Raw genomic sequence first — 22,336 nt, forward strand, 5'->3', positions numbered from 1 at the left:
TCTCTGACTGTGTCCCTGCCTGTGTCCCCGCCTGGGTCCTGACGCGCGGACGAGCGATTGGGGCGGGCCGGTGGCTGGTACCCGGTCGGCGTCAACGCCCATGAGTACGGCTTGGTCGGGGACGGCACCGCCGAGGACGGGCGGCCGGGTCTCCGGCAACGACTTCGGCGGCAACGGCTCGGCCTCGGCCTCGGCCCGTCAGGGTGCCCGCAGGGCGTCCACCGCGATCCGGGCCGCGGTGCCGATCACCGCGTCCGCCGCCGGGAGTACGGCCGCGGTGTGGGCGGTGCGGGTGAAGACGGCCACGGCGTAGCGGCCGCCGTCGGGGTACTCGACGACGCCGACCTCGTTGCGCAGGGTGGGCAGGCTGCCGGTCTTGCCGGCCACGTGCACGTCGTCGAAGGGGAAGCCCGAGGCCAGGCGGTGCGGCCACACCTGGAGGCCCATGATCCGGCGCATCGCGGCGCCGTACTCGGGCGGGCAGGCCTCGTCCCGCCACACCGCGCCGAGCAGGCGGGTCATGTCCCGGGGCGTGCTGTGGTTGGTGCGGGCCGGGTCCAGGGCACGCAGCCGGGTGATGACGTGCGGGTCGGTCAGCGCCCGCGCTCCGTCGGGCCCGGCGTCCTCGCGCATGGTGCCCAGCATCTCGCCGAAGCCGTACACCGCCCGCGTCCGGGTGAGGCCGAGCCGGGCCGCCGTGCGGTTGAGGGCCTCCAGGCCGACCCGGCGCAGCAGCAGGTCGGCGGCGGTGTTGTCGCTGACGGACATCATCAGGAACGCGGCGTCGCGCAGGGACAGCAGGACCGGGTCGAGCATGGCCGCGAGCCCGGTGGGCCCCGGGGTGCGGCCGGTCGGCGGGCACTCGATCCGCTCGGTGAGGTCCAGTTCCCCGGCCGCCGCCAGCTCGTGCAGCGTCACCAGCACGCACAGCTTGTGGACACTGGCCGTGCAGACCGGCTGGTCCGCCCCGGCCCCGACCTGCGCCCCCGAGTCGATGTCCACGGCGTGCAGCCACCCGGTGACCCCGGCGTCGGCGAACGCGGCGTCCAGCCGGGCGGCGGTGACGGTGTCGGTCATGACCGCTCCTCCGGCGCCGGGCCCACGCCCACCGCCCGAGCGGCCGCCACGACGAGCACCCCGGCCCGGACCCGCGCAGTCCGGAGGCCGCCGCCGCGGATGTGCGGACGGATGGGGGTCGTCGGGCGTGCGCGGTCGGGGCCTGTGCGGATGGTGGGGTACGTGGGTCGGTGGCGGAGGGCGGTGTCGGGGGTTATGGCCGGGCCTCCGGTGCCCGCGCCGGGGGGCACGGGCTGGGCGGTCGCCGCGGTGGGTGCGCTGGTTCGGGTGTGGGTCGTCGGGCGGGGGTGGTTGGGGTCGGTGGGGGTGGTGGGGTGTGTCGGGCGGTGGCGGAGGGTGGTGGCGGGGGTCATGGCCGGGCCTCGGGTGCCGTTGCCGGTGTTGGGGCGGGGGGCCGTCGGCTGGGCGGTCGCCGTGGTGGGTGGGCCGGTTCGGGTGGGGTTTGTCGGGCGGGGGTGGTTGGGGTCGGTGAGGGGGGTCGTCGGCTGGGCGGTCGCCGTGGTGGGTGGGCCGGTTGGGGTGGGGTTTGTCGGGCGGGGGTGGTTGGGGTCGGTGAGGGGGGTCGTCGGCTGGGCGGTCGCCGCGACGAGTGGGCCGGTTCGGGTGGGGTTCGTTGGGCGGGGGTGGTTGGGGTCGGTGGGGTGTGTCGGGCGGTGGCCGAAAGTGGCGGTGTCGGTCAAAGCCAGTACTCCGATGCCGGGCGAAGGTGCAGGGGCCGGGCGGGTGCCTCGGAGTGGGCGCCGGCCGTGGTGCGCAGGGCGTGGGTGGCCGCGTCGGCGAAGGCGCCGACGGCTGCGTCGCCGCGTCCCTTGGGCCAGGCCGCGGAGTGCCGCCAAGCGGGCGGGGCCCCGGCCAGCGGGCGCCAGACCAGGTCCTGGTCGCCGGGGGTCACCAGCCGGGTGTCGCGGGGGCCGAGGGCGACGGCCCCGGACGACAGGACCAGGCCGCGGACGAAGCTCGCGCCCTGGCCGTGCCGTACCGCGGCGGGCGTGTAGCCGCCCCGGGCGCAGGCGGTGAGCAGGTCGTCGTAGACCGCGGGCGCGTCGGCGCGCGGGAAGAGGACCAGGTCGTAGCCGGTGAGGGCGGCGAGCGGCACGGCGTCCAGCTCCGTCTGGGGTGCGCCGCGCGGCAGCAGTACGCCGAGGTCACGGCGGAGCACCGGGCCCAGTTCCAGGCCGGTGACGTCGCACGGGTGGTGGATGAGGCCGACGTCCAGCTCGTGGGCGGCGAACCCGGCGAGCTGCTGGGCGGTGGTCAGCTCGTGCAGCTCCAGTTCGAGCCCCGCGTGCCGGCGGCGGAAGTCGGCCAGCAGCGCGGCGACGGTCTCGCCGGAGATGTCGGGGGACAGGGCGGCGCGCAGCAGACCGCTCTCGCCGTCCCGGATGCGGCGCGCCGCGGTCCGCAGCGACTCGGCGCGGGCCAGCAGCTCACGGGCCTCGGCCAGCAGCAGCGTGCCCGCCTCGGTGATCGCCACCTGCCGGCTGGTGCGCTCGAAGAGCCGGACGCCCAGCTCCTTCTCCAGCCGCTGGATGCGCTGCGACAGCGGCGGCTGGGCCATGCCGAGCCGGGCGGCGGCACGCCCGAAGTGTGACTCTTCTGCAACAGCCACGAAGCACTCCAGGTGCCGCACCAGGTCCACGACCAGTAATCATATCGGGGATTGATCGATCCGACATCCATATCGGTCTTGGACAGGGGCTCGGCGGGGTTGCTCTCCTCGGGCCATGCGCTCCTTCCGTGACCGTGACCGTGACCGTGGCCCCGCGCTCCGCGCCCGTCGGTGGGCCGGTGGGCTCGCCCTCGCCCTCGTCCTCCCCCTGGCCGGCTGCGCCACCGGCACCGGCACCGACGCCGACGCCGACTCCGGGCGTCCGCGAGCGTCGTCGGCCGCCCCCGCCCCCTCCGCCACCGCGGCGCCGGAGGTCCGCGCCCAGCTCCGGGTGGACGGTGACATCCGCGAGTACCTCCTGCACCGGCCCCCCGCCCCCGCCGCCGACGGCGCCGACGGCCCGCGGCCCCTCCTCGTCGCCTTCCACGGCCGCGGCGCCGACGCCGCCGAACTGCGGGCGAAGACCCGGCTGGAGCGGGCCGCCACCGCGCGCGGCATGCTCGTCGCCTTTCCCGAGGGCCTCGGCCACGGCTGGGGCGCGGGCACCCGGGCGACGAAGCAGCGCCCGGACCCCGGCCTGGACGTGCGGTTCACCGAGGCGCTGGTCAAACACCTGGTCCGCACCGAGCGGGCCGACCCCGGCCAGGTCTACGTCGCCGGGTTCTCCAACGGCGGCTCGATGGCCCTGCGCATGGCCGCCGAACGCCCCGCCCTGCTGGCGGGTGCGGCCTCGGTCTCCGGCCAGCTCCCCACCGGCGACGCCGCGGTGGAGCCGACCGGACCCGTCCCGGTCATGGTCGTCTACGGCGCCGACGACCCCGTACGGCCCCTCGCGGGCCTCCCCTCCCCGCCGCCGGATCCCCAGGAGCCGATCCTGCCGACCCGGTCGGCGCGGGACAGCGCGGCGGCGTTCGCGGCGGCCGGGGGCGCGGGCGAGCCGGTCACGCGGCAGGAGAAGGGCTACGACCGGACGGTGTGGCGGCTCGGGAACGAGGCCCCCGGCGGCTCCCGGCGGCCCGGCGGCACCGTGCAACTCCTCGTCGTCGACGACGCCGGTCACACCTGGCCGGGCTCGACCGTCCCCCCGCCCGAGGGGTTCGGCCCCGTCAGCAAGGCCCTCGACGCGACCGACACGATCCTCGACTTCCTCACCGGCCCCGGCCGCTGACCGACAAGGACCATCCCATGCCCGACGTTCCCCACCTCACCTCTCCCCGCCGCCGCAGGCCCCGCAACGGTGTGCGGGCCGTCGCCGCCGTGGGCGTCGTCCTCGCGATCGCCGCGGGCGGCTCGTACGCCGCCGGGTTCGGCCCCTTCGCGCGCGGCGACGACGGACCCGACCCCGCCGCGACGAAGCAGGCGCGCGCCTTCCTCGCCGACTGGGCCGCAGGGCGGCTGCCGAGCGCGGCCGGACGCACCACCGAGCCCGCCAAGGCGCAGGAGGTGCTGCAGAGCTTCACCGCGGGGCTCGACATCGAGAAACCGAAGCTGACGGCGGCCGACGACGGCGTGAAAGAGGGCGAGGACGGCACCCTCGGCATCCCCTTCACCGCGCGGATGCCGGTCACCGGCCTGGGCACCTGGACGTACGAGTCGGAGCTGCCGCTGCGCGAGCAGGACGGCGGCGGCTGGAAGGTGGACTGGCGGCTGTCGCTGGTGCACCCGCGGCTGAGCGAGACGGAGAAGTTCCGCCTGGAGCGCGAGGAGAGCGCCCCGCCGAAGGTCACGGACCGCGAGGGCGTCTCGCTCGTGGGCGCCGCGTACCCGTCCCTGTCCCCGCTCCTGGGGCGGCTCGCCGGTGACGCGGGCGGCGGCGGCCCGCGCGGCGCGGTCGAGCTGGTCGACCGGACCACCGGCGAGACCGTGCGCACCGAGGCGTCCTTCGGCAAGGAGCCCGACCCGGCGACGGCGGACCGGCCCGTGCGCACCACCCTGGACGCCGGCTGGCAGTCCGCCGCCGAGCAGGCCCTCAAGGAGGCCGACGGCAAGAACGCCTCCCTGGTCGCCCTGCGCGTCGACAACGGCGAGGTCCTCGCCCTCGCCAACTCGCCCTCCGCCGGCTTCAACCGCGCCGCCTCCGGCACCTACGCGCCCGGCTCCACCTGGAAGATCGTCACCAGCAGCGCCCTGCTGCTCAAGGACGCGGTCGCGCCCGACGACGTCGTGGACTGCCCCAAGTACCTGACGGTGGGCAAGGAGTTCCACAACGTGGAGACCTCGGAACACCCCGGCGCCACCTTCCGCAAGGACTTCACGGAGTCCTGCAACACCGCCTTCATCAGCCTGCGCGGCAAGCTCGACGACGGGGAGCTGGGCAAGGTCGCCCGCACCTACTTCGGTGTCGGCCAGGAGTGGCACATCGGCATCCCGACGTACGACGGCTCGGTGCCGGTGCCCAAGGACGAGACGGAGAAGGCCGCGTCGATGATCGGGCAGGGCCGCGTCCAGGCCAACCCCCTGATCATGGCGTCGGTGACGGCCACCGCGGTCTCCGGAGAGTTCCACCAGCCGTCCGTCACCGCGGGCAACGAGGACGAGACCCGCACCGAGCCGCTCCCCGACGAGGTCGTCACCCAGCTGCGCGGTCTGTTGCGGGCCACCGTCACCGACGGCACCGCGCGCGTCCTGGCCGACCTGCCGGGTGCGGTCGGCGCCAAGACCGGCACCGCCGAGGTCTCCGACGACCAGGACAACAACGGCTGGCTCGTCGCCCACCGGGGCAACGTCGCCGTCGCCGTGGTCGTCGAGGAGGGCGTCACCGGCGGCGGCTCGGCGGGGCCGATCGTGCACAGCCTGCTGTCGGCCGTACCGGAGGATCCTTCTTGAGGACCCTTCTTGAGGACCCTTCCTGAGGATCCTTCCCGAGGACCCTTCTTGAGCCCGTACCGAGTGGGATCAGCCGAGCCGCACCGGCAGTTCCACCAGCCCCCGCAGCAGGGTGCTGGTGCGCCAGGTGAGCGTCGCCGGGTCGGCGGCGAGGGCGAGCGCGGGATGCCGGTCGAGCAGCAGGCGTACGGCGACGGCGGCCTCGACGCGGGCCAGCGGGGCGCCCAGGCAGTGGTGCGGGCCGTGGCCGAAACCGAGGTGGCCCCGCGGGCGGCGGCCGATGTCGAAGCGGTCGGGGTCGGGGAAGTGCGCCGGGTCGCGGGAGGCGGCGGCGAGGGAGACGAGTACCGACTCGCCCGCCGCGATCGCGGTGCCCGCCAGCTCCAGCGGCTCGGCCGCGAAACGGAACGCGGAGGCGTGGACGGGCGAGTGGTAGCGCAGCGACTCCTCCACGGCGGCCTCGGTCAGCTCCGGCTCGGCGCGCAGGCGGGCCAGCTGGTCGGGGTGGGTGAGCAGGCCGTGGACGGTGGCGGAGATCAGGTTGACGGTCGTCTCGTGCCCGGCGACCAGGATGAGGAAGGCCATGCCGAGCAGTTCGCCGGGGGTGAGTTCGCCGCTGTCGGCCGCGCCGACCAGGTCGCCGAGCAGCGTGCCGTCCGGGGTGCGGCGCTTGGCGTCGGTCAGCTCGGTGAGGTAACCGGTCAGCGCGGTCGCCGCCGACCCGGCCGCCTCGGGCGAAGTGGGCATGACCAGCTCGTTCGACCAGGTGTGGAAGGTTCCGCGGTCGTTCTCCGGGATGCCCAGCAGCTCGCAGATCACCGTGACCGGCAGCGGCAGCGCGTACCGGGCGACCAGGTCGGCCGTGCCCGCTCGCGGCAGCGCGTCCAGCAGGTCGTGCGCGATGCGCTCGACGCGCGGGCGCAGCGCGGCGGTCCGGCCCGGCGTGAAGTGTCCGGCGACCAGCCGGCGCAGGCGGGTGTGCTGCGGCGGGTCGCTCTGGAGCATGTTGTGGCCGATGGCGTGCCCGCCGTCGCTGTCCCAGGAAGCGGAGTGCCGGATGTCGTTGCGCAGCCGCGGGTCGGTGAGCGCGGCCCGTGCCGCGTCGCGCGTCACCACCAGCCGGCTCTCCCCGCTGCCCGGCACGAGCACCCGGTGCACGGCGCCCACGGCCCGCAGGGCGGCCAGTTCCTCGGAGGTGGGCGCGGTCATGGGACCTCCTGTGAAAGAGACGGCTAAACGGGGAGCGCTCCCCGTTTCCTCGGCCGACGATAGCATCGGCGTTCGGAGCACGGGGAGCACTCCCCGGTTCGTACGACCCGGAGGGCGAGGATGACCGACGGCGCACACGACGGAGCGCCCCGGCAGCGACGTGACGCACGGCGCAACCGGGAGCTTCTGCTGGAGGCGGCCCACGAGGTGTTCACCGAGCAGGGGCTGGACGCGGCGCTGGACGTGATCGCGCGCCGGGCGGGGGTCGGCAACGCGACGCTCTACCGCCACTTCCCCACCCGTGCCGCCCTGGTGGACGCCGTGTTCAGGGACTCGCTGACCGGCACGATGGACGCCGGGGAGCGGGCCAGGAAGGCGCCGGACGCGTGGGCCGGGCTCACCGGTTATCTGGAGGTGGTCTTCGGCGCCCTGGCCGCGGACCGGGGCTCCAACGACCTCATGACCACGCACCTGCGGGGTGTCGACAGCCTGGAGGCCGTGCACGAGCACAACCGCCGGACCGTGGACGCGCTGCTGACCCGCCTGCGCGACGAGGGCACCGTCCGCGCCGACGTCACCACCGAGGACGTCCTGTTCGGGCTCGCTGCGCTCGGCCGCGCCGTCCCGGCACTGACCGCCGCGACCGCGACCGCGACCGCGGCCACGGCGACCGCGGCCACGGCGACCGCGGCGTCCGCGCCCGCGGCCGTGACCGGGCCGGACGCCTGGCGCCGCCCCCTCGCCCTGTTCCTGGGCGGCCTGCGTACCGCGCCGGCCGCCGCGGCCCTGCCCGCGCCCGCGCTCACCGCCGCCGAACTCGGCGAGGTCCTGCGCGAACTGGGCCCGCACCGCACCCGCGCCGGGGACCGCGAGCCCCGCGCGTGAGACGGACCGGGCTCAGCCCCGGGGGTCGGCGCCGGTACCGGTGTCGGTGTCGGTGTCCTCGCGCTTGACCGTCTCGCCCGGGATGACGCGCGGCGTCCCCGGTTCGTCCGCGTCCCGCGCCGCGCGGGCCTCGGACTTGAGGATGCGGGCCGACTTGCCCGCCGAGCGGGTCAGCTCGGGGAGCTTCTTGACGGCCAGGACGGCCGCGACGACGACGAGAATGATCGCGAGCTCGCTGAGTCCGAACACGGCGCTCTCCTGGGGGACGTACGGTCGCGGGCCCGCGGCACGGGCCCGCACACGGAATCTACGGCACGGCCGGCGGGCCCGGCGCTCGCGGGGCCCGGTGGCTCTCAGTGGCCTCTCAGCGGCCCTCGAAGGCTCTCAGAGGTCGAACTCGTGCGGCGGCAGGTCGAGGGCGTAGCACGCCTCGCGGACCACGGCGCGCTCGTCCTTGTCGAAGTCCCCGTCGGCGCCGCCGATCACGATGCCGATCTGGACCACGGCCCGTGCCTCGGCGGGCTTCTTCTTCGCCTTGGCGATCTCCTGGAGGATGCCGACCTTGCCGAAGGCGAAGTCGGCGGACAGCTTGTCCAGGTTCTCCTCGAAGCGGCGGCGCAGGTCGTCGGCGGGGAAGTTCTGCAGCACCTCGTTGGTCGAGATCAGCTGGGCGACCCGCTGCCGCTCCGAGGCGTCGACGCTGCCGTCGGCCGCGGCGACCAGCGCGCACATCGCCATGCTCGCGTCGCGGAAGGCGCCGCTCTTGAGGTCGTTCTTCTTCGCCGCGAGCTGCGTCTGCATCTGCGACGCGGACTCCTTGAAGCGGTCCCACAGGGCCATGAGAACTCCGTACTCCGTACCGGTCGGACGGGAAGGGGGGTGACGGGAAGGGGGGCGGGAAGGGGGGCGGGAAGGGGTGATCGGGCTGGTCGGGGAGGCCGGGACTGGCGGCCCCGAATCTCTACAGCACTGTAGAAGCTATCAGCCTTCCCCGACCCCGGAGCCGTGGCCGTACACGGCGTGGGAGCCGTACGACGCCCGGTGCTCGACCAGCTCCCGCATCCAGCCGTCGACGAGGGCGTCCCAGTCCTGCGGTCCGGCGGGGCCCTCGTGCGGGACGGTGAAGCGGCTGAGCGCGTCGTGGCCGCCGTGGCCGTCGGAGAGCGGACCGCCGCGCTTGTCCGCCTCCAGCACCACCTCGAGGGCGCCGGGTACGGCCAGGAAGGTCAGCTCGATCTCGTCGACCTGGTGGGCGTAGTGCGGGGGCGGGGTCAGCTCGATCTCCTGGTGGAAGGGCAGCTGCTGCCCGGTGCCGCCGATGCGGCCGTACTCCAGGTCGGCGGAGCGGAAGCCGCAGCCGAGCCGGCCGAGGGCCGCCAGGACGGCCTCCTGGGCCGGGAGCGGCGCCACGGCGAGCGGGTCCAGGTCGCCGCTGTCCCGGGCGCCGGCGACCGCCAGCTCGGTGCGCACGCCGAGCACGACGCCCAGCTGCCGCCCGTACAGCTCGGTGGCCGGGGTCTCCCAGGGCAGTGTCACCGTGAACGGGATGCTCGTCTCCTCGCCCGCCGCGAGCCGGAAGGCCCCGCCCACGGTGTGCCGGCCGAAGACGACGACGACGCCCTCGCCGTCCCCTACGACGGTGGTCTCCCCGTGCCCGGTCTCCACGTGCCCGGGTTCCCCGTGCCCGGTCTCCACGCGGGCCACCAGCTCCAGCGCGACCTGCTCGACGTCGTGGCCGGCGGTGCCGCCGACGAGGCGGACCCGGCCCGACAGCGTGCCCCCCGGCCGGGCGGCGCCCGGGTCGAACGTCGTGTCCACCGTGGGTCCGCCCACGCCGAGGGAACCGAGCAGCCGCTTGAACACCATCGAGGCGTTCTCTCCTTCACGTTCGTGTGGGGAACAACCGGAACCGGCCGGCCGTTCTCTACAGGCGAGTAGAAGCATAGGGGTCTCAGGACTCCCGATCTCTTTGCTCGTCCTTTACCATGAGGAAGAATCCTCGGGTGCCCGGCTGGTACCGGCGCCCACCGACCCCGTTAAGGAGTCCCGTTCCGTAATGGAGCCTCCCAGTACCGGCCGTGCCACGGCCGGCCCGCCAGTGCCCCCGTATGCGCGTGAGGGAAGCGGGGTGGCACGGTGACCGAGGTCCTGCTGCTCCTGCTGGCCCTCCTCCTCACCCTGGCCTGCGCGCTCTTCGTCGCGGCCGAGTTCTCCCTCACCACCGTCGAGCGCTCCGACCTGGAGCGTGCCGCCGAGTCCGGTGAGCGCGGCGCGGACGGCGCCCTGAGGGCCGTACGCTCCCTGACCCTCCAGCTGTCCGGTGCCCAGCTCGGCATCACGGTGACCTCGCTGGTCATCGGCATGCTGGCCGAGCCGTCGATCTCGGTGCTGCTGCGCGGCCCGCTGACGGCGATCGGCCTGGGCGGCGCCGCCTCCACGGTGGCGACCCTGCTCGGCGTGGTGCTCTCCACCGTCGTCCTGATGGTCGTCGGCGAGCTGGTCCCCAAGAACTGGGCGATCTCCCGTCCGCTGGCCGTCGCGAAGGTCGTCGCGGGCCCGCAGCGCGGCTTCACCACCGCCTTCGGCCCCTTCATCCGGCACCTGAACAACACGGCGAACCGTTTCGTGCGCCGCTTCGGCCTGGAACCGGCCGAGGAGCTGGCCTCCGCCCGCAGCGCGGAGGAGCTGGTCGCCCTCGCCCAGCACTCGGCCGCGGAGGGCGCCCTGGAGGCGGACTCGGCCGAGCTGTTCGTCCGTACGCTCCACCTGAGCGAGCTGACCGCGGAGAACGTCATGACGCCGCGCGTGGACGTCAAGGCCCTGGAGGCCCGCGCCACCGCCGCCGACGCCGCGAACCTCTCGCACGCCACCGGCCTGTCCCGCTTCCCGGTCTACCGGGACAGCCTGGACGAGGTCGTCGGCACCGTCCACATCCGCGACGTGCTGGCCCTGGAGCCGGAGAAGCGCCGGGCCACCCCCGTCACCGAGCTGGCCACCGCGCCGCTCCTGGTGCCGGACAGCCTGCCCGCCGACCGCCTCCTGGAGCGCATGCGCGCCACCCGCACCATGGCCGTCGTCATCGACGAGTACGGCGGCACGGCGGGCGTGGCGACCGTCGAGGACATCGTCGAGGAGGTCGTCGGCGAGGTGCGCGACGAGCACGACCCGGTCGAGATACCGGACCTGCTGCCCGCCCCCGCGGACCCCGACGGCCGCGCGGCCTGGGAGGCCGACGGCTCGCTGCGCCTGGACCACCTGGCGCGCATCGGCCTGACCGCGCCGGAGGGGCCGTACGAGACCCTGGCCGGCCTGGTCGCCACCCACCTGACGCGCATCCCCGCCAAGGGTGACGTGGTCGCCCTGGACGGCTGGCGCATCGACGTCCTCGACGTCGACCACCACCGCGCCGACCGCCTCCGCGTCACCGCCCCCGCGGCGGACGGCGCCCAGTCGGCGTACGAGCGGTCGGCGTACGAGCGGCCGGCCGTCGCCCGGTCGGCGCGGGACGAGCGGGAGCCGGCCCGATGACCGTCGTACAGCTCTTCATCGGCGCGCTGACGCTGCTGACCAACGCGTTCTTCGTGGGCGCCGAGTTCGCCATGATCTCGGTGCGCCGCAGCCAGATCGAGCCGCGCGCGAAGACGGGCGACAAGCGCGCCCGGATGACCCTGTGGGGCCTGCGGCACATCTCCCAGATGATGGCCACGGCCCAGCTCGGCATCACCGTCTCCTCCCTGGTGCTCGGCGCGGTCGCGGAGCCGGCCATCGCGCACCTGATGGAGCCGGTGTTCGAGGCGGTCCACATGCCGCACGCGCTGGTCCACCCGGTGGCCTTCGCCATCGCCCTCACCCTGGCGACGTACCTGCACATGCTGATCGGCGAGATGATCCCGAAGAACATCGCGCTGGCCGCCCCGGCGACCACCGCGCTGCTCCTCGGCCCGCCGCTGGTCGCCCTCACCCGGGCCCTGAAGCCGGTCGTCTTCGGCATCAACGCCTTCGCCAACACGCTGCTCAAGCTGCTGCGGGTGGAGCCGAAGGACGAGGTCGAGGCCGTCTTCACCGACGACCAGCTGGCCCGCATGGTGGTCGACGCCAGCGAGGCCGGACTGCTCACCCCGGCCGACGGCGAGCGCCTGCGCGACGCGCTGGAGCTGGGCACCCGCCCGGTCGGCGAGATCCTGGTCCCGGCCCAGAAGATGCGCACCGTCCCGCACACGGTCACCCCGGCCCGGCTGGAACGCATGGCCGCCGACGCGGGCTACTCCCGCTTCCCGGTCACCGGCCCCGGCGGCACCGTCCTCGGCTACCTGCACATCAAGGACACCCTGGGCCTGACCGACCGCGAGAGCCCCTTCCCGCGCACGGCCCTGCACCGCGTCACCCGCGTCCGCATCGACACCCCCCTGGACGACACCCTCACCGCCCTGCGCACCGAGGACAGCCACCTCGCCGCCGTCACCGGCGAGACGGGCGCGGTCCTGGGCTTCGTCACCATGGAGGACGTCCTGACGGAACTGGTCGGCCCGACGACACCGGTGGCGTCGTAACGCGACGCCGCCGATCGCCCCCCCCGGTCGGCCGCGTTCCGTTCCCTTCCAGGCGCCTTGTGCGCTTGACCCCCGATTGCCCCCACCACGCATTAGAGTGCCGCCGTGCGCTGAGTGTGCTGTGAGTCACAGCGCGACACGGCGGACGGGCTGGGGGAGTCCGTCCGCGCTCGAACGCAAGTGCTTGGGGGGTTCTGTGTACGAAATGGTCAAGGGGTCCAACATCGCCCTGTCGACTCTGAGCGACAGCGTCGGCTCGGTGATCGTGAGCCTGGGATGGGCCAGTCCGACCGGCGAAGGCGATGCGGACGTGTCCGTCCTGCTGTTGGGCGGCCAGGGGAAGGTGCGCAGCGACGCCGACTTCTACTTCTACAACAACGCGGTCGCTGCCGACGGCAGTGTGCAGCTCCTGGGCAAGGCTCCCACGGGGGAGGGCAGCGAGGACCGTATCGTCTTCGATCTGACGGCGATTCCGCCGGACGTGGAGCGGGTGGTCGTCGCGGCGAGCCGGTACGAGGGCGCCCGTTTCGGAGAGCTGGACGACCTCCGGGTGACCCTGGCCGACGGGACCGGCGACGGCCTGCTGCGGTTCGCGATCGACGACGCCGGGTCGGTGAGCGCCTTCATCTTCGGCGAGTTGTACCGCCGCGGTGAGGAATGGAAGTTCCGGGCCGTCGGCCAGGGCTACGACAACGGCCTGGCCGGGCTCGCGACCGACTTCGGCGTCGACATCGACGACGACGCGTCCAGCGAGGACGAGCAGCCGGACGACGAGGCGGCGGACACCGCCCGTCCCGCGGCCGTCACCGAGGAGCAGCCGGCCCGCACCGCGGTGCAGGAATCCGCACCCGCGGCGACGGCCGAGCAGGTGCCGTCCGCGCCGTTGGAAGCGGTCCCCGCTCCCCGGCGGCCGCAGGAGGACGCGCAGTCGAAGAAGACCGCCGCACGTCCGCGCACCGCCAAGAAGAAGGTCACCCTGCCCAAGGTGGTGAAGAAGTCCCTCGCGGAGAACGACTCCTGGAAGGAGGCGAGGCTCTTCCCGGTGTCCGCGCTCAAGAGCGACCGGGACCGCGAGACACGTGCCACCTCGGTGCTGCTGTCGGTGATGGCGCAGGTGCCGGAGTTCGGCAGGAGGCTCACCGCCGCCTTCGGTGCTCCGGCCGGCCGCATGGAGACCTTCACCGAGGTCTCGTTGCCGCACGGCGACACCCCGCGCCGCCCGGACGGCGTCATCCGGGTGGAGCGGGCCGGCAAGTTGTGGACGGCGCTGGTCGAGACCAAGACCAACGGCAACGCACTCAAGCCCGAACAGGTGCAGGCGTACGCGGACATCGCCGCCAGACGCGGCTACGAGGCCGTCATCACGCTCTCGAACGACGTCGCGCTGGAGGGCAGCCCGCTCGTCGACGTCAAGATCGACGGCCGGCGCAAGCACAAGGTGGCCCTGTGGCACCTGTCCTGGGCCGAGGTGGCCCACCAGGCACAGATGCTGCTGCGGCACGAGGGCGTCGGCAACGCCGCACACGCCTGGCTGCTCCAGGAACTCCTCCACTACCTCCAGCACGAGAACTCCGGCTGCCACGGCTTCCAGAACATGGGCGCGGCGTGGGTGCCCGTTCGCCGCGGCATCGACGACGAGACCCTGTGCCAGGGCGATCCGCGCCTGCTGGAGGTGGTCGAGAGCTGGGAGCGTCTCATCAGGCAGGTCTGCCTGGGACTCGGCGGCGAACTCGGGCACAAGGTGCTCCCCGTACGGCGCGCGAAGCGCGGAGCCGATCCCGGAGCCCGGCGGGCGGACATGGCGGACCGCCTGTGCGCGGACGGCAGACTGCACGCCGAACTGCGCATCGAAGGCACCCCTGGCGTACTGGCGATCACCGCCGACCTGCGCACCGGAAAGCTGCGCACGTCCTTCGACATCCCGGCACCCGAGCAGGGGTACCCCCTGACCTGGTCGAAGCGCCTCATTAAGCGGCTGGCCGAGGCACCGGCCGACCTGCACGTCGAGACGCTGGTCGAGGGGGAGACGGGCGGTCCGCGGGGCACTCTGGAGCGGCTGCGCCCGGAGCCCGGGGACATGCTCCCGAAGAACGGCGCCCAGATCACCGGCTTCCGGCTCTCCCTCTTCAAGGGCATGGGCAACTCCCGCGGCAAGACGGAGTCGGGCTTCATCCGGAGCGTCGACGACGCCGTGCAGCGGTTCCACGCCTCCGTCGTCACGTCCCTGGACCGGTCGGCTCCCCAACCGACGCCCTCGGCGGAACGCGCCGCGGCGCCCTGATCACCGAACGACGGCGAGGAGGACGGCCTCCGGAGCGGACGGCCTCCGGGCCGTCCTCCGGAGCGCGTCGAGGGGAGGGCGTTCCACGTCACCGGCCGGAGGTCTGACGTGGGAACCTCGGCGTGGGTGTGTTCGTCTCCACCCACGACAGCGACATCCGTACCCGTCGGGGGGAGACGCCCATGGCCATGGTCGGCCTGTTCTGGATCACTGAGGGGTGTGTGTACGTGGGGGCGAAGCCCGCCGGTGCGGCTCCCGGGGTGCGGCTGACCGAGGGCGGGGTGGAGATCCTGGGGGACGGGCAGGGCGGCCGGTCCTGGGGCTGGGACGAGGTGCGCGGGCTGGACGTGCGCGACGTGGCCGTGCGGTCGGCCGGGCGGCGGCTGGCGTCCATGGCGTTCGACTCGGTCGTCGTGCTGTTCACGGGCGACGGTGAGCAGCCGCCGCTCTTCACGGTGCTGGTGGAGACGGAGGGCGACGGCACGGTCGAGGCGAGCGTTCTGGCCGCAGTCACCGGCGGGATCCACACCCCGGACGAGTACGACCTCTCCCGTACCCTTCTCGCCCGCCTCGCCGACGGTTCCACCTCCGTCGGTGAACTGCTCGGCTGGCGCCGGGACGAGCCCGAGGACGTCGCCCCCACGAAGGAGCAGCGCTTGGCGCTGCTGCGGGGGTGGACGGCGGCGGCCTCCGTCTGAGCGCGGTTACCGCATTTCGGCGGACTTCCCGGCCGCCGCACCCGCGTGACACCCGTTCACCGGCGTGGGGGTGATAGGGGTCGGCGATGTGACGCGAGCGGAGACGGGTACCGACGGTTCTGGGGACGGGCCGCGGCGGGGTGCGCAGGCCGCGCTGCTCGCCGCCACCTTCATGGGCATCCTCGACGTGCTGATCGTCAACGTCGCCGCCCCCTCCATCCAGCGCGACCTGCGGGCGGGATTCTCCGACATCCAGCTCGTGATCAGCGCATACGTGCTCGCCTACGCCGTCGGCCTGACCACCGGAGGGCGCCTGGGCGGCGCCTACGGGCACAAGCGGGTCTTCGTCACCGGCCTGCTGGCGTTCGCGGTGATGTCGACGGCGTGCGCGGCGGCGCCGAACGTCGACGTGCTGGTGGTCCTGCGCATCGGGCAGGGACTGGCCGCCGCCCTGATGCTCCCCCAGGTGCTGGCGCTGATCCAGACCGTCTTCCCGCCGGAGGAACGCCCCCGGGCGCTGGCACGGTACGGCGCGACCCTGGGGCTGGGAGCGATCGCCGGGCAGTTGCTCGGCGGGCTGCTGCTCGACCTCGACGTGCTCGGCCTGGGCTGGCGTTCGGTGTTCCTGGTCAACGTGCCGGTCGGTCTGGCCGCCGCGGCGGGCGCCGCCGTACTCCTCCCGGCGTCGCGGCCCGGACCGCGCCGGCGGCTCGACGTCCCCGGGCTGTTGCTGACCGCGCTCGCCATGACGCTGCTCGTCTACCCACTGATCCGGGGCCAGGCGAGTGGTTGGCCGCTGTGGATCTGGCCGTCGTTCGCCGGCTCGGTGCTGGCGCTGGCCGCGCTGTGGCGGGTGGAGCGGAGATGCGCCGAGGCCGGCGGCTCGCCCCTCGTGCGGCCCTCCCTCCTGCGCAGGCGCGGGTTCAGTCTCGGCCTGGCCGTCGTCGTCGCCTTCTACAGCGGCAACTACGGGCTGTTCCTGCTGCTCGCCTACGTCTTCCAGGAGGGCATGCACCTGTCGCCGCTCGGCTCGGGCACCGCCTTCCTGCCGCTCGGCATCGGCTTCGCCGCCGCGTCGATGGCCGGACGGAGACTGGTCGCCCGGTACGGCAAGAAGGTGCTGGTCGCAGGCGCCGGCACCATGGCGGCCGGCTATCTCGTCCTCATCGTCACCCTGCTGCCCGGCCCCGCGTCGTCCGCGCCCCTGGCGGCACTCGCCATGGCCCCGGCGCTGCTCGTCGCCGGTGCGGGCGGCGGCCTCGTCGCGGCGCCGCTGGTCGGCAGCATCCTCGCGACCGTCCCCGCCGAGGACGCCGGTGCGGGTTCCGCCGTCCTGCTCACCGTCAACCAGGCGGCCATCTCCCTGGGCGTCGCCGTCTTCGGCACGCTCTTCGTCGCCCTGCTCGGCACCGATCCGCAGGCCGCGGCGGCGAACGTGACGGTCACGGACTTCACGGACGCGCTGATCGGCTGCGCGTGGCTCCTGGTGGCCCTCGCGGTGGTCACCGGCCTCCTGATCCGGCGGCTGCCACCGCGACGGGCGGGGTGACGCGGGTGCCGCGCGGTGACGCGGGTGACGCGACACCTGGCAGAGCCTGACCCACCCCACCCCACCCCACCCCACCCCCTACCGGGGTATCACCCCCGGCTTGGCTCCCCAGAGTGACGTCCCGGCTCGCACCGTCTTCCTACCTTCCCTCCGTCAGCGTCACGACGAGACGGAGGAGGCGGACGGATGGGTCGCTTCAGGAGCTTCAAGAGGGTCCTGACCACCGCCGTACTGACCACGCTGCTGGTCGGCGGCACGGCCGGCTGGGCGTCGGCGAGCAGTGCGAGCGTGCCCGGCGGCCCGCTCCCCGGTACCGCCGCCTGGCTGGCGGACGACTCCCTGGGCAGGGAGCTGCCGGACCCCGCCACGGCCACTCCGGCCGAGGTGGCGGCGTTCTTCGCCGGGCTGAGCGGCGCCCAGCAGCACGGACTCGTCGAGGACCATCCGACCGTCGTGGGCAACCTCGACGGCGTCCCCGTGCACCTCCGTTACGAGGCCAACGCGCCCGCGGGGGACCGGGTGCTGGCGTACGACCCGCGCGGGCGTGGCACGATCGCGCGGGTCGCGGGCGACCTGGAGAACGCCGCCCACGTCTCGGTGATCGTCCCGGGCTCTGACATCGACGCCTCGGCCTTCGACCGTACGGCGCAGCGTGCCGCCGACCTCCAGGCGGCGGCGGGCGACGACACGGCCGTCATCGCCTGGGCCGGATACACCACGCCCTCCGGCATCGGCCCGGACCTGGCGACCGGGCGGCTCGCCGAGGCGGGGGCCGAGCGGCTGGTCCGTCTCACCGAGGGGCTGGACGCGGCCGGTCTCCCCGATCCCGCCCTCTTCTGCCACAGCTACGGCTCGGTGGTCTGCGGCCTCGCCGCCGACGACACCGACGCCGAGGACATCGTCGTCATGGGCTCGCCCGGCATGCGCGCCGACGACGTCGGCGCCCTCGGCACCGACGCCCACGTCTGGGCGGCGAAGTCCCCGGACGACTGGATCGACCGCGTCCCCAACGTCGAGTTCCTGGGCCTCGGCCACGGTGCCGACCCCACCTCGCCCGGCTTCGGCGCGACCGTCCTGCCCGCCGCCGACGTCCCGGCGCACGACGAGTACTTCGCGCCCGGCACCTCCACCCTGGCCGCGTTCGCGGCGATCGCGGACGGAGAGCTGGACGGAGAGCTGGACGGAGAGCTGTCATGAGGGTGCTCACCAAGCTCGCGAAGTTCAGCACCGGGGTCGACGAGCGGACCCCGGCCCACCGCGACCGTGCGATCGACGGCCTGCGCGCGCTGGCGCTGCTGGCCGTGCCCACCGGTCACTGGCTGGTCGGCGGCTTCACCCTCGACGGCGACGGCGGACTGCACAACGCCAGCCCGCTGGCCACGTTCGGCGCCCTGGCCCCGGCGAGCTGGGTCCTCCAGATGCTGGGCATCTTCTTCCTCGTCGGCGGCTACTCCTCGTACCTCTCCTACCGGCGTCGCAAGGGGTCGGTCCGGGAGTGGACGGCCGGGCGGCTCAGGCGGCTGGGGCGGCCGGTCCTCGGTGTCACGGCCGTATGGGCGCTGCTGCTTCCTCTGCTGCACTACGGCCTCGGTGTGCCGGGCGACACCCTGCACACCGCCTCCACGCTGGTCGTCCAGCCGTTGTGGTTCGTCGGCGTCTATGCCGTGATCACGGCTCTCACGCCGTACTGCGTCCGCGCGTCCCGGCGCCTCGGCTCCTGGGCCGCGGTGCCGTTGATCGGGTCCGTAGCGGTGGTCGACTTCCTGCGGTACGGGCCCTTCGCGGACGGGATGCCGTCCTGGCTGAGTCTGCTCAATCTGCTGCCGGGCTGGATGTTCGCCTACCAACTGGGCGTGTCCTGGGCGGACGGGCGGATCGGCCGGCGCGGGGCGTGGCTGCTGCTGGCGGGCGGTACGGCGCTGTTCGCCGTGCTGCTGCTCGCCTTCCACTACCCGATGTCGATGGTGGGCGTGCCCGGCGAGGCCCGGACCAACTCCCACCCGCCGTCCCTGCTGGTCCTCGCGCTCGCCGCCGCCCAGTCCGGCGCGGCGATCCTGCTGCGCGACCGGCTGGCCCGGCTGCTGCGGCGGCCCGCCCTGTGGGCGCCGGTGGTCATCGTCAACCTGTCGGCGATGACGATCCTGTGCTGGCACCAGACGGCGATGCTCGCCGCCGCCGTCCCCGGCTCGTACGTCGGTGAGGTCCCCGGGCTGACCGCCGCACCCGACACGGGCGGCTGGGTCCTGGCCCGGCTGGCCTGGATGCCGCTCTTCGCGGGGCTGCTCGTGGCCATCGCGAAGTTCGCCCGGCCGCTGGAGTCCCCGTGGGACCGCACCGGCACGGCCCGGCGTACGGCGGCGGCGGTGCTGGCGGCGGGCTTCGGCTACTTCGCGCTGGCGGCGTGAGGCTCCCAGGGCGCCGGCGATTCCCAGAGAGCCACTCACCCACCCGCCTACCCACCCACACCACCAAGGAGCCCCATGCCCCCGCCCCCGCCCCTGCCCCTGCCCTTGCCCCTGCCCCTGCCCCGCGAAATCGTCCCGCCGGACACCGGCAGTGAGTTCACGCCGCTGTTGCGCGAGGTCAAGGAGCAGCAGCTGCTCGAACGGCGCACCGGCTGGTACGCGCGCACCATAGCGGTCAACGCGCTCGGTCTCGTCGCCGTCGGCACCGGCATGGCGCTCCTCGGCGGTTCGTGGTGGGTGCTCGCGCTCGCGCCCGTCCTCGCCGTCCTGTGTGCCCGTACGGCGTTCATCGGCCACGACGCGGGCCACGCCCAGATCAGCGGCAGCCGCGCCGTCAACCGCCGCATCGGGCTCGTCCACGGCAATCTGCTGCTCGGCATGAGTTACGCGTGGTGGAACGACAAGCACAACCGCCATCACGCCAACCCGAACCACATCGACAAGGACCCCGACGTCGCCGCCGACGTGCTCGTCTTCACCAGCGGTCAGGCCGCCACGCGCGTGGGTTTCCGCGGCTGGCTCACCCGGCACCAGGCGTGGCTGTTCTTCCCCCTCACCCTCCTCGAAGGCGTCGCCCTGAAGCTCCACGGCTTCCAGGACCTGCGGCGCCAGCAGGGCCGGGCGCGCCTGGTGGAGGGCACGCTCCTCGCCGCCCATGTCGCCGGGTACGTCACCCTGCTCCTGACGACCATGCCGCTCGCGCACGCCGTCGTCTTCGCCGCCCTCCACCAGGCCCTGTTCGGGCTGCACCTGGGCCTGGCCTTCGCGCCCAACCACAAGGGGATGGACATGCCCGACCCGGACCCCGACGGCGAGAAGTGGGGGCACCTGCGGCGCCAGGTGCTCACCTCCCGCAACATCAGGGGCGGCTTCCTCACCGACTGGTTCCTCGGCGGCCTCAACTACCAGATCGAGCACCACCTGTTCCCCAGCATGCCCCGCCCGCACCTCCGGCCCGCCCAGGGCGCGGTCAAGGCCCGCTGCCGCGACCTCGGCATCCCCTACGCGGAGACCGGCCTCGCCGACTCCTACCGGCAGGCCCTGCGGCACATGCACGAGGTGGGAGAACCGCTGCGTGCCGACTTCTGAGGAGCACCGGGCGCCTAGGCTGGTGCCCATGACCCCAGTGGAGGCGGAACGCCCGCGCGCGCTGCTCGCGGGCGCGTCGCGGCGGTGGGTGCGGCTGCTGCCGTGGGCCGTGGCGTTCGTGCTGTGCGTCGCCCTGCTGCCCACCACCATCGTGGTCCTCACCGCCGACTACGGACTGAACGGCGGCCTCGCGAGCGCGCTGGCCGTCGCCCAGGCCGCCCCGCTGCTGCTCGCCGTCGTACGGCCGCTGCAGGCCTGGTACGTGGTCTTCGCCGCGGACGTGGCCGGTGCGCTCATGCTGCTCACCGTCGACTTCCAGGAGCGGCTGCTGTGGCCGTTCCCGCCCATGGAGATCGTCGGGTACGTCGGCCTCTGCCTCGCCCTGGGCCTGCGCGAGCGGCGCCGGACGCTGCTGCTGGTGTGGCTGGCGACGGCGGGCGCCAACGTCGGCCTGGGGTTCGTGGCGCCGCACGGCACCGGCGCCAAGGACCTGTTGCTCACCATCCTCGGGGGCGTCGCGCTCCTGCTGGGCGGCGTGCTGCGCGAGCGGTACGAGGTGCAGCGCAGGCTGGTCGAGCAGGAGACGATCAGCGAGGCCGAGCGGGGCCGGCGCACGCTGCTGGAGGAACGCGCCCGCATCGCGCGCGAGCTGCACGACGTGGTGGCGCACCACATGTCCGTCATCACCGTGCAGGCGGACACCGCGGAGTACCGCCTCGCGGCGCTGCCGCCGGACGTGCGGGAGGAGTTCACGTCCATCGCGGCGACCGCACGCGAGTCCCTCGGCGAGATGCGACGGCTCCTCGGCGTGCTGCGCAACGAAGAGGCGCACGGCGAACTCGTGCCCCAGCCGGGCCTCGCGCAGATCGGGCAGCTGGTCGAGGCGACGGCGCGGACGGGCGGGTGGGTGGAGTTCACCCCCTGCGACGCCGAGGTGCCGGAGGCGGTGGGCCTGTCGGCGTACCGGATCGTCCAGGAGGCCCTCGCCAACGTCGTACGGCACGCGCCGGGAGCGGCGACGCACGTGTCGCTGTCGGTTGCGCGGCCCGCCGACGAGCAGGGCGAGGGGCGGGATGAACGGCAGGGCGACGGGCAGCGCGAGGGGCAGGGCGGGGAGCGGCTCACCGTCCTGGTCGTCAACGACCCGCCGCCCGAACCGCCCGCCGGGCCGCTCGAAGTGGGCGGCACCGGGCACGGCCTGGTCGGCATGCGCGAGCGGGTGCGGCTCGTCGGCGGCACCCTCGACGCGGGGCCGCTGCCGGACGGCGGCTTCCGGGTCGCCGCACAACTCCCCCTGACGGAAGAGGACCTCACGTGACGACGCGCGTCATCATCGTCGACGACCAGGCCATGGTGCGGGCCGGCTTCGCCGCGCTGCTGGCCGCCCAGAGCGACATCGACGTGGTGGGCGAGGCCCCCGACGGCGCGCAGGGCGTCGAGCTGAGCCGGCGTACGCATCCGGACGTCGTGCTGATGGACGTGCGGATGCCCGAGATGGACGGGCTGGAGGCCGCGCGCCGGCTGCTGTCGCCGCCGCCGGGGGTGACCCACCGGCCGAGGGTGCTGATGCTCACCACGTTCGACGTCGACGACTACGTGTACGAGGCGCTGCGGGCGGGCGCCAGCGGCTTCCTGCTGAAGGACGCGCCGCCGGCCGACCTCATCGCGGCCGTACGGGTCGTGGCCTCGGGCGACGCGCTGCTCGCGCCCTCCGTGACGCGCCGCCTGATCGCGGACTTCGCCAAGCAGCGCCCCGCTGCTTCACGGGGCAAGCCCGCGCTGCGGCTCAAGGGGCTGACGGAACGCGAGACCGAGGTCCTCACCCTGGTCGCCCGCGGCCAGTCGAACACGGAGATCGCCCGGACCCTGGTGCTGGCCGAGCAGACGGTCAAGACGCACGTCAGCCGCGTCCTCACCAAGCTCGACCTGCGCGACCGTGCGCAGGCGGTGGTCTTCGCGTACGAGTCGGGGCTGGTGGCCCCCGGAGAGTAGTCCCGCCCGGCCGGTCCCGCGCACCCGGCCGCTCTCCTTCTCCCCCTACCGGGGTAGCACCTCCACATTGGCTCCCGGGTATGACGCCCGGCGCCGAGCCGTCCCC

At 74.0% G+C, this 22,336-nt stretch carries 19 protein-coding genes; 13 read left to right on the forward strand and 6 right to left on the reverse strand.

Annotated elements, in window-relative coordinates; translation table 11 throughout:
* Nucleotides 1-198 precede the first annotated feature (198 nt).
* Both ACFV9J_RS10150 and ACFV9J_RS10155 read right to left on the reverse strand, forming a co-directional pair.
* A complete protein-coding gene (locus tag ACFV9J_RS10150) occupies nt 199-1,077 on the reverse strand; it encodes a serine hydrolase (protein ID WP_385352402.1) in 879 nt (292 codons plus the stop codon).
* A 676-nt stretch (nt 1,078-1,753) separates the two neighbouring features.
* Nucleotides 1,754-2,686 (reverse strand): LysR family transcriptional regulator, encoded by a 933-nt coding sequence (locus ACFV9J_RS10155; RefSeq protein ID WP_385352404.1) that lies wholly within the window; start codon nt 2,684-2,686, stop codon nt 1,754-1,756.
* A gap of 115 nt (nt 2,687-2,801) precedes the next feature.
* Here ACFV9J_RS10155 and ACFV9J_RS10160 point away from each other — a divergent pair, with 115 nt between their 5' ends.
* Entirely contained in the window at nt 2,802-3,854 is a 1,053-nt protein-coding gene (locus ACFV9J_RS10160; RefSeq protein WP_385352406.1) for an alpha/beta hydrolase family esterase, read from the forward strand.
* Between the two features lie 17 nt (nt 3,855-3,871).
* Complete coding sequence (locus ACFV9J_RS10165) at nt 3,872-5,512, forward strand: penicillin-binding transpeptidase domain-containing protein (RefSeq protein ID WP_385352408.1); 1,641 nt, start codon at nt 3,872-3,874, stop codon at nt 5,510-5,512.
* A 69-nt stretch (nt 5,513-5,581) separates the two neighbouring features.
* On the opposite strand, the gene ACFV9J_RS10170 is transcribed toward ACFV9J_RS10165, so the two are convergent.
* A complete protein-coding gene (locus ACFV9J_RS10170; protein WP_385352410.1) occupies nt 5,582-6,721 on the reverse strand; it encodes a cytochrome P450 in 1,140 nt (379 codons plus the stop codon).
* A gap of 120 nt (nt 6,722-6,841) precedes the next feature.
* Here ACFV9J_RS10170 and ACFV9J_RS10175 point away from each other — a divergent pair, with 120 nt between their 5' ends.
* Nucleotides 6,842-7,606, forward strand: a complete 765-nt coding sequence (locus ACFV9J_RS10175) for a TetR/AcrR family transcriptional regulator (protein WP_385352412.1) — start codon at nt 6,842-6,844, stop codon at nt 7,604-7,606.
* Between the two features lie 12 nt (nt 7,607-7,618).
* Here the strand turns inward: ACFV9J_RS10175 and ACFV9J_RS10180 are convergent, their stop codons facing one another.
* From ACFV9J_RS10180 to ACFV9J_RS10190, 3 genes are all read right to left on the reverse strand, one after another.
* Nucleotides 7,619-7,855, reverse strand: coding sequence for a twin-arginine translocase TatA/TatE family subunit (locus ACFV9J_RS10180; RefSeq protein WP_385352414.1), 237 nt, complete (start codon nt 7,853-7,855; stop codon nt 7,619-7,621).
* Between the two features lie 135 nt (nt 7,856-7,990).
* A complete protein-coding gene (locus ACFV9J_RS10185) occupies nt 7,991-8,446 on the reverse strand; it encodes a tellurite resistance TerB family protein (RefSeq protein ID WP_385352416.1) in 456 nt (151 codons plus the stop codon).
* Between the two features lie 141 nt (nt 8,447-8,587).
* Complete coding sequence (locus ACFV9J_RS10190; RefSeq protein ID WP_385352418.1) at nt 8,588-9,472, reverse strand: sporulation protein; 885 nt, start codon at nt 9,470-9,472, stop codon at nt 8,588-8,590.
* Nucleotides 9,473-9,742: 270 nt separating this feature from the next.
* Between ACFV9J_RS10190 and ACFV9J_RS10195 the strand changes: the two genes are divergently transcribed.
* The 10 genes from ACFV9J_RS10195 to ACFV9J_RS10240 all read left to right on the forward strand — a co-directional run bounded on the left by ACFV9J_RS10195 (nt 9,743) and on the right by ACFV9J_RS10240 (nt 22,230).
* Nucleotides 9,743-11,134 carry a hemolysin family protein gene (locus ACFV9J_RS10195; protein WP_385352420.1) on the forward strand — a complete coding sequence of 464 codons (1,392 nt, stop codon included), beginning with the start codon at nt 9,743-9,745 and terminating at the stop codon, nt 11,132-11,134.
* Complete coding sequence (locus ACFV9J_RS10200) at nt 11,131-12,156, forward strand: hemolysin family protein (RefSeq protein ID WP_385352422.1); 1,026 nt, start codon at nt 11,131-11,133, stop codon at nt 12,154-12,156. Before ACFV9J_RS10195 ends, ACFV9J_RS10200 begins: the two co-directional genes overlap by 4 nt.
* 205 nt (nt 12,157-12,361) lie before the next feature.
* Entirely contained in the window at nt 12,362-14,437 is a 2,076-nt protein-coding gene (locus ACFV9J_RS10205) for a TerD family protein (protein WP_385352424.1), read from the forward strand.
* 122 nt (nt 14,438-14,559) lie between these two features.
* Entirely contained in the window at nt 14,560-15,135 is a 576-nt protein-coding gene (locus tag ACFV9J_RS10210; RefSeq protein ID WP_385352426.1) for a hypothetical protein, read from the forward strand.
* An 88-nt stretch (nt 15,136-15,223) separates the two neighbouring features.
* The gene (locus ACFV9J_RS10215) at nt 15,224-16,684 is read left to right on the forward strand and encodes an MFS transporter (protein WP_385352428.1); all 1,461 of its coding nucleotides are present in this window, start codon (nt 15,224-15,226) and stop codon (nt 16,682-16,684) included.
* 186 nt (nt 16,685-16,870) lie between these two features.
* Entirely contained in the window at nt 16,871-17,881 is a 1,011-nt protein-coding gene (locus ACFV9J_RS10220; RefSeq protein WP_385352429.1) for an alpha/beta hydrolase, read from the forward strand.
* The gene (locus ACFV9J_RS10225; RefSeq protein ID WP_385352431.1) at nt 17,878-19,089 is read left to right on the forward strand and encodes an acyltransferase; all 1,212 of its coding nucleotides are present in this window, start codon (nt 17,878-17,880) and stop codon (nt 19,087-19,089) included. Before ACFV9J_RS10220 ends, ACFV9J_RS10225 begins: the two co-directional genes overlap by 4 nt.
* 75 nt (nt 19,090-19,164) lie before the next feature.
* Nucleotides 19,165-20,238: a fatty acid desaturase family protein gene (locus ACFV9J_RS10230; protein WP_385352433.1), complete on the forward strand. Its 1,074-nt coding sequence runs from the start codon at nt 19,165-19,167 to the stop codon at nt 20,236-20,238.
* Nucleotides 20,239-20,266: 28 nt separating this feature from the next.
* Complete coding sequence (locus ACFV9J_RS10235) at nt 20,267-21,556, forward strand: sensor histidine kinase (RefSeq protein ID WP_385352435.1); 1,290 nt, start codon at nt 20,267-20,269, stop codon at nt 21,554-21,556.
* Entirely contained in the window at nt 21,553-22,230 is a 678-nt protein-coding gene (locus ACFV9J_RS10240) for a response regulator transcription factor (RefSeq protein ID WP_115742951.1), read from the forward strand. The genes ACFV9J_RS10235 and ACFV9J_RS10240 overlap by 4 nt, the downstream gene beginning before the upstream one ends.
* Nucleotides 22,231-22,336 lie beyond the last annotated feature (106 nt).

It is taken from the genome of Streptomyces sp. NPDC059906, from assembly GCF_042730645.1.
Classification (GTDB): domain Bacteria; phylum Actinomycetota; class Actinomycetes; order Streptomycetales; family Streptomycetaceae; genus Streptomyces; species Streptomyces rubrogriseus.

Coding starts and splice junctions, on each gene's coding strand:
- ACFV9J_RS10150 (WP_385352402.1), bottom strand. CDS start 1,077: ATGACCGACACCGTCACCGCCGCCCGGCTGGACGCCGCGTTCGCCGAC.
- ACFV9J_RS10160 (WP_385352406.1), top strand. CDS start 2,802: ATGCGCTCCTTCCGTGACCGTGACCGTGACCGTGGCCCCGCGCTCCGC.
- ACFV9J_RS10165 (WP_385352408.1), top strand. CDS start 3,872: ATGCCCGACGTTCCCCACCTCACCTCTCCCCGCCGCCGCAGGCCCCGC.
- ACFV9J_RS10170 (WP_385352410.1), bottom strand. CDS start 6,721: ATGACCGCGCCCACCTCCGAGGAACTGGCCGCCCTGCGGGCCGTGGGC.
- ACFV9J_RS10175 (WP_385352412.1), top strand. CDS start 6,842: ATGACCGACGGCGCACACGACGGAGCGCCCCGGCAGCGACGTGACGCA.
- ACFV9J_RS10185 (WP_385352416.1), bottom strand. CDS start 8,446: ATGGCCCTGTGGGACCGCTTCAAGGAGTCCGCGTCGCAGATGCAGACG.
- ACFV9J_RS10190 (WP_385352418.1), bottom strand. CDS start 9,472: ATGGTGTTCAAGCGGCTGCTCGGTTCCCTCGGCGTGGGCGGACCCACG.
- ACFV9J_RS10200 (WP_385352422.1), top strand. CDS start 11,131: ATGACCGTCGTACAGCTCTTCATCGGCGCGCTGACGCTGCTGACCAAC.
- ACFV9J_RS10205 (WP_385352424.1), top strand. CDS start 12,362: ATGGTCAAGGGGTCCAACATCGCCCTGTCGACTCTGAGCGACAGCGTC.
- ACFV9J_RS10220 (WP_385352429.1), top strand. CDS start 16,871: ATGGGTCGCTTCAGGAGCTTCAAGAGGGTCCTGACCACCGCCGTACTG.
- ACFV9J_RS10225 (WP_385352431.1), top strand. CDS start 17,878: ATGAGGGTGCTCACCAAGCTCGCGAAGTTCAGCACCGGGGTCGACGAG.
- ACFV9J_RS10230 (WP_385352433.1), top strand. CDS start 19,165: ATGCCCCCGCCCCCGCCCCTGCCCCTGCCCTTGCCCCTGCCCCTGCCC.
- ACFV9J_RS10235 (WP_385352435.1), top strand. CDS start 20,267: ATGACCCCAGTGGAGGCGGAACGCCCGCGCGCGCTGCTCGCGGGCGCG.